Origin of the sequence: Pseudomonas sp. ACN5 (assembly GCF_002303975.1) — a bacterium.
GTDB lineage: Bacteria > Pseudomonadota > Gammaproteobacteria > Pseudomonadales > Pseudomonadaceae > Aquipseudomonas > Aquipseudomonas laurylsulfatiphila.
The window spans coordinates 129,213-140,982 of sequence record NZ_MRCP01000010.1; the positions used below are offsets into that span (position 1 = coordinate 129,213).

An 11,770-nucleotide genomic window follows, 5' to 3' on the forward strand; every position below is an offset into this window, starting at 1 on the left:
GGTCAGATTCCTTGTTCGCTGAGCCACAGGTTGAGGGCCGCCAGTTGCCACAGCTTGGAGCCGCGCAACGGCGTCAACTGTCCCTGGGGATCGGTCAGCAGACGGTCGAGCATTGCCGGGTTGAGCAGGCCGCGATCCTGGCTCGGATCGAGCAGCAACTCACGCACCCACTCCAGCGTATCGCCCTGCAAATGCTTGAGGCCCGGCACCGGGAAGTAACCTTTCTTGCGGTCGATCACTTCACTGGGAATCACTAGGCGCGCGGTTTCTTTCAAGACTTGCTTGCCGCCGTCCGGCAGTTTGAAACGCCCCGGAATCCGGGCCGACAGCTCCACCAGGCGGTAGTCGAGAAACGGCGTGCGCGCTTCCAGGCCCCAGGCCATGGTCATGTTGTCGACGCGTTTGACCGGGTCGTCCACCAGCATCACCGTACTGTCCAGACGCAAGGCCTTGTCCACTGCCGCATCGGCACCGGGCTGGGCGAAATGGGCTTTGACGAAGTCACCGGCGGCGTCATTGGCGGTCAGCCATTTGGGCTGCACGGTCGCCGCGTAGTCGTCGTAGCTGCGGTCGAAAAACGCGTCGCGGTACGCGGCATAGGGATCGCTCGCACCGTCCACTTGCGGGTACCAGTGGTAGCCGGCGAACAGTTCGTCGGCGCCCTGGCCGCTCTGGACGACCTTGCAGTGTTTGGCCACTTCGCGGGACAACAGGTAGAACGCGATGCAGTCATGACTGACCATCGGTTCGCTCATGGCGCGGAACGCGGCGGGCAGTTGTTCGATGATCTCTTTTTCATCGATGCGCAATTGGTGATGGTGCGTGCCGTAGTGCCGGGCGATCAGGTCGGAGTACTGGAACTCGTCACCGCGCTCGCCGCCGGCATCCTGGAAACCGATGGAGAAGGTCGACAGATTGTCCACGCCGACTTCCCGCAACAGGCCCACCAGCAAACTCGAGTCGACACCACCGGACAGCAGCACGCCAACATCGACCGCCGCACGCTGACGAATCGCGACGGCTTCGCGGGTGCTGTCGAGCACCCGGTCGCGCCAGTCTTCGAGGGTCAGGTTCTTCTCGTCGTCGTGGGGGCCGTAGGCCAGGGTCCACCAGGTTTTCTGCTCGGTGCGACCATCGGCTTCGATGCGCATCCAGGTCGCTGGCGGCAGTTTTTCGATGCCCGCCAGCAACGTGCGCGGTGCGGGGACCACGGCGTGGAAATTCAGGTAGTGATTGAGCGCCACCGGATCGAGGAGCGGATTGATGTCGCCGCCCTTGAGCAATGCCGGCAGTGCTGAGGCAAAGCGCAAGCGCTGGCCGGTGCGCGACAGGTACAAGGGTTTTACGCCAAGACGGTCGCGGGCGATGAACAGGCGTTGGGCATCGCGCTCCCAAACGGCAAAGGCAAACATACCGTTGAGTTTCGGCAGCAAGGCTTCGCCCCAGGCGTGATAGCCCTTGAGCAGGACTTCAGTGTCGCCACCGGAATAGAAGGAGTAACCCAGGCTTTCAAGCTCGGCGCGCAGTTCCGGAAAATTGTAGATAGCGCCGTTGAAGGCCAGGGACAGGCCCAATTGCGGGTCGATCATCGGCTGCGCCGAGCCGTCCGACAGGTCCATGATTTTCAGGCGCCGATGGCCCAGGGCAACCGGCCCCTGGCTATGAAATCCCCAGGCGTCGGGGCCGCGAGGGGCCAGGTGATGGGTGATTCGTTCAACGGCTGCAAGGTCTGCAGGTTGATGATCAAAACGTAACTCGCCAGCTAATCCGCACATAAATTCCTTACCGGTTTTTCCGTTGGGGAGGGTCAATCGATACCGCGCCAAAATGGCGGGTACTCAGAAACTGACCCGCCTCGGCAAGGGGAGTTTTATATCGATGAGTTATAAGAGGGCGAAACCCGGGCCGAGAGCCGCTGTGCGGGCGCTCCCGACGGCGGAATCGGCTATTTGCCCCGGATCAGGCGACGTAACGCAAACCGGTTGGGATGACAGGCTTCGGCCACGCTCCTGGGCAAGGGCAGGGGCTCGTTGTCCAGCCAGGCGGCCAGCAGTTCTCCGGACAGCGGTGCGGTGATCAGGCCGCGCGAGCCGTGGCCACTGTTGATGTACAAACCGTCGAGCCACGGGCATTCGACGTCCGGCACCTGCCGGGCGTCCTTGCCCAGCGCGGCATAGGCCTGAGCGAAGGCCTGGGTGTCGGCCAAGGGGCCAACGATTGGCAGGTAGTCGGGGCTGGTACAGCGAAACGCGGCGCGCCCCTGGAGGCTCTCGGGGTCGAGGCGGTCAATCTCCAGGCGCTCGACCAGATCGTGGGAAATCTCGTCGAGCATGGCCAGGTTGCCCAGGTGTTCAGCCGTGGTCGGCGTCATGTCATCGCTGTTGAAATCGAAACTGGCCCCCAGGGTGTGTTCGCCCAAGCGTGCGGGAGCGACATAGCCTTCGGCGCACACCACGGTGCTCAGGGCCTGGCTTTGCGGCGTTTGCACCAGGCGGGTGATTTGCCCGCGAATGCGTTTGAGCGGCAACCCGGCACTCTCGGGGAAACGCTGGATGTCCGCGGCACCGGCGAGGACCACCACGGGGGCGCTGGCAAGCAATTGCTCGCCGTTCCAGGCTTGCCACTGATCCTCGACTTTGCGCAGTTCCAGCGCATCACAATGCGTGAGCAGTCGAACCTGCGGATGCCTGGCCTGCCACTGGCACAGCGCCGGTGGGTGGACCCAGCCGCCTTGCGGATAGAACAGGCCCCCTTGTGCCAGCCCGATCCCGGCCACGGCCTGGGCCTTGGATTGATCCAGCAGGTGCAACAGGTCCGGCGCAAACGCCGCCGCCAATTGCGCCTGGCGTTCGGCTTCCTTGGTATCGAAGGCCAGTTGCAACACGCCGCAATCGTCCCAGTCGCGGCCCCGTTGCAAGTGTTCGAGCAGTCGCCGGGTGTAGCCGAATCCGCTGACGATCAATTGCGACAGCGCCGTGCCATGCGCTGATAACTTCAGGTAGAGCACGCCCTGCGGATTGCCCGAAGCTTCGCGGGCGATGTCGTCGTGACGCTCCAGCAACGTCACTTGCCAGCCCCGCGCGGCCAGGCTGGCGGCGCTGGCACAACCGGCCAGCCCGGCACCGATCACCAGTGCCTGGCGCTCGCCGCTCGGCGGTGCAGGTCGGGCAAACCAGGGTTTGTCGGGCGCCGGGGCGGGTACGTCGTGGGGCCAGCCGAGGAACTCGCCGCGCAGGATTTCCCATTTGTGGCCGATGCCCGGGGTGCGTTTCATCTTGAAACCGGCGGCGTTGAGCAGGCGCCGCACCCAACCGGTGCTGGTGAAGGTGCTGATGGAGGCACCGGGCGCAGCCAGGCGCGCCAGTTCGGCAAACAGTTCGGCGGTCCACATGTCCGGGTTTTTCGCCGGAGCGAAACCGTCGAGGAACCAGGCGTCGACCCGGGCGTCGAGTTGGGGCAGTTGCTCCAGCGCGTCGCCGATCAGCAGGGTCAGGGTGATGCGGCCGTGGTCCAGCGTCAGGCGCTGAAAGCCCTGATGGATGGCTACGTATTGCTCAAGCAGTTGATCGGCAAACACCTTGAGTTCCGGCCACAGTGCCAGGGCACGTTGCAAGTCGGCCGGGCTCAACGGGTACTTTTCGACGCTGACAAAATGCAGTCGCGCACCGGCCACGGCGTGTTGCTCGAACACCTGCCAGGCGCACAGGAAATTCAGCCCGGTGCCGAACCCCGTTTCACCGATGACCAGCCGCCCGCCCTCGGGCAAGGCCGCAAAGCGTTCCGCCAAACGGTTCTGTTCGATGAACACGTAGCGGGTTTCGTCCAGCCCCGATTTGTCGGAGAAATACACATCATCGAACACTCGCGAATACGGGCGACCTTGGTCGTCCCAGTCGAGCTGGGCGTGGGGCAATACAGGTTTCATGGCAGGCTCGGCAACGGCAAGGTCGCCATTCTAGCCGATCGCTAAAGGATCGCAGCCTTCGGCAGCTCCTACAGGATTACGCCGATCTATGTAGGAGCTGCCGAAGGCCGCGATCTTTTGATCCAGGCGGCATCGCTCGACATCAACTTCCGCTAGTCTTGCTCACATCTGGAAGGGAGCCATCCATGTTCGAATCCGCCGAAATCGATCACGCCATCGACAAAGAAACCTACGACGCCGAAGAACCGGCCCTGCGCGAGGCGTTGCTCGAAGCGCAGTTCGAATTGCAGCAGCAACGCCGCTTTCCGGTGATCATTTTGATCAATGGCATCGAAGGTGCCGGCAAGGGCGAGACGATCAAGTTGCTCAACGAGTGGATGGACCCGCGCCTGATCGAGGTCCGTACCTTTGATCAGCAAACTGACGAAGAACTGGCGCGGCCACCGGCCTGGCGCTACTGGCGGATGCTCCCGGCCAAGGGACGCATGGGGATTTTCTTCGGCAACTGGTACAGCCAGATGCTGCAGGGGCGGGTCCATGGCGAGTTCAAGGATCCGCGGCTGGACCAGGCGATCAATGGCGCCGAGCGCCTGGAAAAGATGCTCTGCGATGAAGGTGCGCTGATCTTCAAGTTCTGGTTTCACCTTTCCAAGAAGCAGATGAAGGCGCGGCTCAAGGCGTTGGCCGACGACCCGCTGCACAGCTGGCGCATCAGCCCGCTGGACTGGCAGCAATCGGAAACCTATGACAGGTTCGTGAAGTATGGCGAGCGGGTGCTGCGCCGTACCAGTCGCGTCTATGCACCCTGGCATGTGATCGCCGGGGCGGATGCCCATTATCGCAGTCTGGCCGTGGGGCGGATACTGCTGGCGGGCCTGCAGGGCGCATTGCAACGGCCGACGATCCATCCGGAAAAGGTCAGTGCCGCGCCAGTGTTCCCCAGTGTCGATCAAGTGAACCTGCTCGACAGCCTGGACCTGAGCCTGCACCTGGACAAGGAGGATTACGAAGAACAGCTGATCACCGAGCAGGCGCGTTTTTCCGGGTTGATGCGTGACAAACGCATGCGTCGCCATGCGCTGGTGACGGTGTTCGAGGGCAACGACGCGGCAGGCAAGGGCGGGGCGATCCGCCGGGTGGCGGCGGCGCTCGATCCGCGCCAATACAGCATCGTGCCGATTGCCGCCCCCACTGAAGAGGAGCGGGCGCAACCCTATCTGTGGCGCTTCTGGCGGCACCTCCCGGCCCGGGGCAAGTTCACCGTGTTCGACCGCTCCTGGTATGGCCGGGTGTTGGTGGAACGCATCGAAGGGTTTTGCAGCCCGGCAGACTGGCTGCGTGCCTACGGTGAAATCAACGACTTCGAGGAACAACTCACCGACGCCGGTGTGATCGTGGTCAAGTTCTGGCTGTCCATCGACAAACAGACGCAACTGGAGCGTTTTGAGGAACGCGAAAAGATTTCCTTCAAGCGCTTCAAGATCACTGAAGATGACTGGCGCAACCGTGAAAAATGGGATGACTATCGCGCAGCGGTCGGCGACATGGTTGACCGTACCAGCACCGAGATTGCGCCATGGACCCTGGTGGAGGCCAACGACAAGCGCTGGGCGCGAGTCAAAGTCTTGCGCACCATCAATCGGGCGCTGGAGGAGGCTTTCGAAAAAGCCGACCGGCATGAGCGCAAGAAGCAGAAGGACAAGGATTGAGGCGATGGTTACGCATACGCGGGGTGAATGATTGTCGCGGTCGGTGAAGGGCTGGACTTATGCTCGGTCCACTCTCAACCGACAACAACAATGAGGTATGCCATGCGTGAAGTGGTGATCGTCGACAGCGTGCGGACCGGCCTGGCCAAATCCTTTCGCGGCAAATTCAACATGACCCGCCCGGACGACATGGCGGCACACTGCGTCGATGCCCTGTTGGCGCGCACCGGTATCGATCCGGCAAGCGTCGAGGACTGCATCGTTGGCGCCGGTTCCAACGAAGGCGCCCAGGGTTTCAATATCGGGCGCAATGTCGCGGTGCTGTCGCGCCTGGGCATCGGTACGGCCGGCATGACCCTCAACCGCTTCTGTTCCTCGGGCTTGCAGGCGATCGCCATCGCCGCCAACCAGATCGCTTCGGGTTGCAGCGACATCATCGTCGCCGGTGGCGTCGAGTCCATCAGCCTGACCATGAAAAGCGTCAACACCGACAACCTGATCAACCCGCTGCTCAAGGAGCAGGTACCGGGTATCTACTTCCCGATGGGCCAGACGGCTGAAATCGTCGCACGTCGGTACAACGTCAGTCGTGAAGAGCAGGACCTGTACGCGCTGCAAAGCCAGCAGCGCACCGCAGAGGCTCAGGCCGCCGGGCTGTTCACTGATGAAATCGTGCCGATGGCGGTGAAGTACCGCGTCGAAGACAAGGCGACCGGCCAGGTACAGATCCTCGACGGCATCGTCGACCGCGATGACTGCAACCGCCCCGACACCACCCTGGAAAGCCTGGCCGGCTTGAAACCGGTGTTCGCCGAAGATGGCTCGGTCACGGCCGGCAACTCGTCGCAACTGTCGGACGGCGCGTCCATGACCCTGGTGATGAGCCTGGAAAAGGCACTGGAACTGGGGCTCAAGCCGAAAGCGTTCTTCCGTGGTTTTACCGTGGCCGGTTGCGCGCCGGACGAGATGGGCATCGGCCCGGTGTTTTCGGTGCCGAAACTGCTCAAGGCCAAAGGCTTGCAAGTTGCCGATATCGATCTGTGGGAACTCAACGAGGCGTTCGCTTCGCAGTGCCTCTATAGCCGTAATCGCCTGGAAATCGACAACGCCCGGTACAACGTCAACGGCGGCTCGATTTCCATCGGCCACCCGTTCGGCATGACCGGTTCGCGTCAGGTCGGGCATCTTGTGCGTGAGTTGCAGCGGCGCAATCTGCGGTACGGCATCGTCACCATGTGCGTGGGTGGGGGGATGGGGGCTACGGGGTTGTTTGAAGCGGTGAGGTAAACCCCGGTTTTTTGCGTTGTCTGCCAGATAGCTTTCGCGAGCAAGCCCGCTCCCACATTTGACCGCGTACACCGTTCAATGTGGGAGCGGGCTTGCTCGCGAATGCAGGCTCCGCGGTCTTTCACATTGCGACCCGCACAGTTTCAATCGCGGCCAGACCGTAACTGTCCCTGTGTACGCCACCGCTCTGCGCCTAGAATGACGGCTCCTGTCAGTTGGCTTCGGGGTACACATGCACATTTCATCGGGTCGCTGGGTTTACGGTCTGTTCCTGGCCTTGCTGACCGCGTTGTTGTGGGGAATCCTGCCGATCAAGCTCAAGCAAGTGTTACTGGTGATGGACCCTGTGACGGTGACCTGGTTTCGCCTGCTGGTGTCTGGTGGCTGCCTGTTCATTTACCTGGCGGCCACCAGGCGCCTGCCCAGCCGCAAAGTGCTCGGTCCTCGCGGTGGCTGGCTGGTGCTGATGGCCGTGCTTGGCCTGGTGGGCAACTATGTCTTGTATTTGATGGGCCTGAACCTGCTCAGCCCCGGCACCGCGCAACTGGTGGTGCAGATGGGGCCGATCATGCTGCTGATCGCCAGTCTGTTTGTGTTCAAGGAACGCTTCAGCCTGGGGCAGGGGATTGGCCTGCTGGTGCTGCTGATCGGCTTTGCGCTGTTCTTCAACCAGCGCTTGAGTGAATTGCTCACGTCGCTGACCGACTACACCGCCGGCGTGCTGCTGGTGCTGCTGGCATCCACGGTCTGGACCTTCTATGCCCTGGGGCAGAAGCAATTGCTGACGGTGTGGAATTCGCTGCAGGTGATGATGGTGATCTACCTGTTTTGCGCGGCGCTGCTGACGCCCTGGGTGCATCCGCTTGAAGCGCTGCAATTGAACCCCTTGCAGGGGTGGTTGCTGCTGGCGTGCTGTCTCAACACGCTGATTGCCTATGGCGCCTTTGCCGAGGCCCTGGCCCACTGGGAAGCTTCCCGGGTCAGCGCGACGCTGGCCATCACGCCGTTGGTGACTTTTGCGGCGGTTGCCATGGCGGCATGGCTGTGGCCCGAGTATGTGCATGCCGAGACGATCAATGGGTTGGGTTATGGCGGTGCGGTGCTGGTGGTGCTGGGGTCGGCGCTGGTGGCGTTGGGGCCGTCGTTGATTGCCGGGTTGCGGGCGCGGCGGATGCGGATGGCGGTCGGTCGGTAGACCGTATTATCGTTCTTCGCGAGCAAGCCCGCTCCCACATTTGACCGCGTTCGCAGTTCAATGTGGGAGCGGGCTTGCCCGCGAAGACGGATTTTCAGGCGCTACAGATTCAGCCCTTGGCCCCAGCCTCCAGCATGTTCTCCGGCCTTACCCAGGCATCGAACTCCTCATCGGTCAGATACCCCAACTGCAACGCCGCCTCACGCAAGGTCAGCCCTTCGCTGTAGGCCTTCTTGGCGATCTCCGCCGATTTGTCATAGCCAATGTGCGGGTTGAGCGCCGTCACCAGCATCAGGCCACGTTCCAGGTGTTCAGCCATTTTTTCCGCATCCGGCTCCAGGCCGGCCACGCAATGCTGCTGGAAGTTGCTGCAGCCATCACCGAGCAATCGGATCGATTGCAGCAGGTTATGGATGATCACCGGTTTGAACACGTTCAACTGCAAGTGGCCCTGACTGGCCGCAAAGCCGATAGCGACGTCGTTGCCCAGCACCTGGCAGGCCAGCATCGATAACGCTTCGCACTGGGTCGGGTTGACCTTGCCCGGCATGATCGAACTGCCCGGTTCATTGGCCGGCAGCCTGACTTCGGCGAAGCCGGCGCGGGGACCGGAGCCCAGCAGGCGCAGGTCGTTGGCGATTTTCATCAGGGTCACGGCGAGGGTTTTCAGCGCGCCGGACAGCGTGGTCAGCGGCTCATGGCCGGCCAGTGCGGCGAATTTGTTCGGCGCGGTGATAAACGGCAAGCCGGAGAGGGCGGCCAGTTCGGCGGCGATGGCTTCACCGAAACCGTGGGGCGAATTCAGCCCGGTGCCGACCGCTGTGCCGCCCTGGGCCAGCTCGCAGACCGCGGGCAGTGCGCTGCGGATCGCCCGCTCGGCGTAATCGAGTTGCGCGATGAAGGCCGAGATTTCCTGACCGAAGCTGATCGGTGTCGCATCCATCATGTGGGTGCGGCCGGTCTTGACCAGCTTCATATGGCGAGCAGCCAGCTCGGCCAGGCCGCCGGACAATTCGCTGATCGCCGGCAGCAAGTGCTGCTGCACCGCCTGCACGGCCGCGATGTGCATGGCAGTGGGGAAACAGTCGTTGGAACTCTGGGAGCGATTGACGTGATCGTTGGGGTGCACGGGGGACTTGCCGCCACGGGGGTTGCCAGCCAGCTCGTTGGCGCGACCGGCGATCACTTCGTTGACGTTCATGTTGCTCTGGGTGCCACTGCCGGTTTGCCAGACCACCAGCGGAAACTGGTCATCATGGTCGCCGGCGAGCACCTCGTCGGCGGCCTGCTCGATCAGACGGGCGATATCGGCGGGCAGGTCGCCGTTGCGATCATTGACCCGCGCCGCGGCTTTCTTGATCAGCGCCAGGGCATGTAACACCGCCAGCGGCATGCGTTCGTTGCCGATGGCGAAGTTGATCAGCGAGCGTTGCGTCTGAGCACCCCAATAGGCTTCATCCGGGACTTCAACCTGGCCGAGGCTGTCGGTTTCGATACGGCTCATCTTGCTCACTCCTGTAGGTCCGATTGCGCAGTTTAGGCCGTGATCGACGGCCGTGGTTCCATCAGTCTGAATTTGTCCATTCAACCCCTCTAAATCAGGTGCGACAAGGCTTGGGGTTGAGCGACACACTTTTTTAGGCGCAGAATGGATGCCCTTGGGGTCTTACCTCGCCAGCTAGAATAGGAAACTCGATGACTCGTCTTCGTGCCATCTGTACCGCCGTTGCTTTGGTCTGCGCCAGCGGCCAGGTTCTCGCCGACACTGCCAGCCATAACGCCAGTGCCGAGGCTTTCCTGACCATGGCGCACGCCGACAAACTGGGCACTCCGGTGTACATGCAAGTACAGCAGATGTTTGCCCAGCGTTTCGAACAGGCCAAAGCCCCTGAATCGAAAAAAGCCGTACTGGAAACCTACCAGGCCAAGGCTAACGCCGCTCTGGACCAGGCCATTGGCTGGAACAAGCTGAAGCCGGACATGGTCAAGCTGTACACCAGCAACTTCAGCGAATCCGAGCTCAAGGACCTGGTTGCGTTCTACCAGTCGCCACTGGGCAAGAAAGTCATGGAAAAAATGCCCCAGCTGACCCAGCAATCGGCCCAGATGACCCAGTCCAAGCTGGAAAGCGCTGTGCCGGTGGTCAACAAGCTGCTGGCTGACATGACGGCCGAGCTGGCCCCGAAAGACGCGGCTGCACCCGCCAAGAAAAAGCCTTAAGCGGAGTTCGGTATGACTATGCAACAACGCATCGAATCGACGCTGGCCCTGCTTCAGCCCGAGCATCTGCAAGTGCTGGATGAGAGCCACATGCACAGCCGTGGGCTGCAAACCCATTTCAAGGCCGTGGTGGTCAGCGCGCAGTTCGATGGCCTGAACCGGGTCAAACGCCACCAGAAAGTCTACGGCACGCTCGGCGAGCTGATGGGCGAGTTCCATGCGTTGGCGCTGCATACCTACACGCCAGAGGAATGGGCACAGATCGACGCGGCTCCGGCCTCGCCGACCTGTGCGGGCGGAGAGAAGCAGTAAAAACAGCTATAAGCTGCAAGCTGCAAGTTCAAGGCGCCGCGCTCCAAACTTGTGGCCTGAAGCTTGCCGCTAGAAGCTGCTGTTTTGCTACAATGCCCAACGCGCCGCTCACCCGGCGCGTTTTTTTTCGCATCCGGTTCACCCCTTACGAGGGTAGCCACCTGGAGATTTACCCATGACACAACAGATTGTCGTGGCGGCACTGTATAAGTTCGTCACCCTGGAAGATTACGTCGCCCTGCGCGAGCCCCTGCTGCAAGCGATGGTCGACAACGGCATCAAAGGCACCCTGCTGATTGCCGAAGAAGGCATCAACGGTACCGTGTCCGGCAGCCGCGAAGGCATCGACGGGCTGATGGCCTGGCTCAAGAACGACCCACGCATGGACGACATCGACCATAAAGAGTCGTACTGCGATGAGCAGCCGTTCTACCGCACCAAAGTCAAACTCAAGAAAGAAATCGTCACCCTCGGTGTGGAAGGCGTGGACCCGAACAAAAAGGTCGGCACCTACGTCGATCCACAGGACTGGAACGCGCTGATCAGCGACCCGCAAGTGCTGTTGATCGACACCCGCAACGATTACGAAGTCTCGATTGGCACCTTCGAAGGCGCCATCGACCCGAAAACCACCAGTTTTCGCGAATTTCCCGACTACATCAAAGCCAACTTCGACCCGGCCGTGCACAAGAAGGTTGCGATGTTCTGCACCGGCGGCATCCGCTGCGAGAAGGCGTCGAGCTACATGCTCAGCGAGGGCTTCGGTGAGGTCTACCACCTCAAGGGCGGCATCCTGAAGTACCTCGAAGAGGTGCCGCAGGAAGAAACCAAGTGGCAGGGCGACTGCTTCGTGTTCGACAACCGCGTGACCGTGCGTCACGACCTGAGCGAAGGTGACTACGATCAATGTCATGCCTGCCGCACTCCGGTCAGCATTGAAGACCGCGCGTCCGAGCATTACGTGGCCGGCATCAGTTGCCCGCATTGCTGGGATAAGCTGAGTGAGAAGACCCGTCGCAGCGCCATCGACCGGCAGAAGCAGATCGAGCTGGCCAAGGCTCGTAACCAGCCCCACCCGATCGGCTACAACTACAAGCAAGCATCCACCGAGGCCTGAACCAT

9 protein-coding genes are annotated in these 11,770 nt (G+C 61.7%); 6 read left to right on the top strand and 3 right to left on the bottom strand.

Features of this window, described 5'->3' with window-relative positions:
- Positions 1-2 precede the first annotated feature (2 nt).
- Together BSF40_RS19470 and mnmC are read right to left on the bottom strand one after the other, a co-directional pair.
- The gene (locus BSF40_RS19470) at positions 3-1,775 is read right to left on the bottom strand and encodes an N-acetylglutaminylglutamine amidotransferase (protein WP_095966331.1); all 1,773 of its coding nucleotides are present in this window, start codon (positions 1,773-1,775) and stop codon (positions 3-5) included.
- A 170-nt stretch (positions 1,776-1,945) separates the two neighbouring features.
- On the bottom strand, positions 1,946-3,925 hold the full coding sequence (mnmC, locus tag BSF40_RS19475) for a bifunctional tRNA (5-methylaminomethyl-2-thiouridine)(34)-methyltransferase MnmD/FAD-dependent 5-carboxymethylaminomethyl-2-thiouridine(34) oxidoreductase MnmC (RefSeq protein WP_095966332.1): 1,980 nt from the start codon (positions 3,923-3,925) through the stop codon (positions 1,946-1,948).
- Between the two features lie 185 nt (positions 3,926-4,110).
- Here mnmC and pap point away from each other — a divergent pair, with 185 nt between their 5' ends.
- The 3 genes from pap to BSF40_RS19490 all read left to right on the top strand — a co-directional run bounded on the left by pap (position 4,111) and on the right by BSF40_RS19490 (position 8,116).
- Positions 4,111-5,634 carry a polyphosphate:AMP phosphotransferase gene (pap, locus tag BSF40_RS19480; protein WP_095966333.1) on the top strand — a complete coding sequence of 508 codons (1,524 nt, stop codon included), beginning with the start codon at positions 4,111-4,113 and terminating at the stop codon, positions 5,632-5,634.
- 102 nt (positions 5,635-5,736) lie between these two features.
- Entirely contained in the window at positions 5,737-6,921 is a 1,185-nt protein-coding gene (locus tag BSF40_RS19485) for a thiolase family protein (protein ID WP_095966334.1), read from the top strand.
- Positions 6,922-7,153: 232 nt separating this feature from the next.
- Positions 7,154-8,116, top strand: a complete 963-nt coding sequence (locus tag BSF40_RS19490; RefSeq protein WP_095966335.1) for a DMT family transporter — start codon at positions 7,154-7,156, stop codon at positions 8,114-8,116.
- 109 nt (positions 8,117-8,225) lie between these two features.
- On the opposite strand, the gene BSF40_RS19495 is transcribed toward BSF40_RS19490, so the two are convergent.
- Positions 8,226-9,620 carry a class II fumarate hydratase gene (locus tag BSF40_RS19495; RefSeq protein ID WP_095966336.1) on the bottom strand — a complete coding sequence of 465 codons (1,395 nt, stop codon included), beginning with the start codon at positions 9,618-9,620 and terminating at the stop codon, positions 8,226-8,228.
- Positions 9,621-9,811: 191 nt separating this feature from the next.
- Here BSF40_RS19495 and BSF40_RS19500 point away from each other — a divergent pair, with 191 nt between their 5' ends.
- The 3 genes from BSF40_RS19500 to BSF40_RS19510 all read left to right on the top strand — a co-directional run bounded on the left by BSF40_RS19500 (position 9,812) and on the right by BSF40_RS19510 (position 11,765).
- Complete coding sequence (locus BSF40_RS19500) at positions 9,812-10,336, top strand: DUF2059 domain-containing protein (RefSeq protein WP_095966337.1); 525 nt, start codon at positions 9,812-9,814, stop codon at positions 10,334-10,336.
- A gap of 12 nt (positions 10,337-10,348) precedes the next feature.
- Entirely contained in the window at positions 10,349-10,648 is a 300-nt protein-coding gene (locus BSF40_RS19505; RefSeq protein ID WP_095966338.1) for a BolA family transcriptional regulator, read from the top strand.
- A 175-nt stretch (positions 10,649-10,823) separates the two neighbouring features.
- Complete coding sequence (locus BSF40_RS19510; RefSeq protein WP_095966339.1) at positions 10,824-11,765, top strand: rhodanese-related sulfurtransferase; 942 nt, start codon at positions 10,824-10,826, stop codon at positions 11,763-11,765.
- Positions 11,766-11,770 lie beyond the last annotated feature (5 nt).

Bases quoted from the DNA above. Each gene is read 5' to 3' on its own strand.
- BSF40_RS19470 (WP_095966331.1), bottom strand. From the start codon at position 1,775: ATGTGCGGATTAGCTGGCGAGTTACGTTTTGATCATCAACCTGCAGAC.
- mnmC (WP_095966332.1), bottom strand. From the start codon at position 3,925: ATGAAACCTGTATTGCCCCACGCCCAGCTCGACTGGGACGACCAAGGT.
- pap (WP_095966333.1), top strand. From the start codon at position 4,111: ATGTTCGAATCCGCCGAAATCGATCACGCCATCGACAAAGAAACCTAC.
- BSF40_RS19485 (WP_095966334.1), top strand. From the start codon at position 5,737: ATGCGTGAAGTGGTGATCGTCGACAGCGTGCGGACCGGCCTGGCCAAA.
- BSF40_RS19490 (WP_095966335.1), top strand. From the start codon at position 7,154: ATGCACATTTCATCGGGTCGCTGGGTTTACGGTCTGTTCCTGGCCTTG.
- BSF40_RS19495 (WP_095966336.1), bottom strand. From the start codon at position 9,620: ATGAGCCGTATCGAAACCGACAGCCTCGGCCAGGTTGAAGTCCCGGAT.
- BSF40_RS19500 (WP_095966337.1), top strand. From the start codon at position 9,812: ATGACTCGTCTTCGTGCCATCTGTACCGCCGTTGCTTTGGTCTGCGCC.
- BSF40_RS19505 (WP_095966338.1), top strand. From the start codon at position 10,349: ATGACTATGCAACAACGCATCGAATCGACGCTGGCCCTGCTTCAGCCC.
- BSF40_RS19510 (WP_095966339.1), top strand. From the start codon at position 10,824: ATGACACAACAGATTGTCGTGGCGGCACTGTATAAGTTCGTCACCCTG.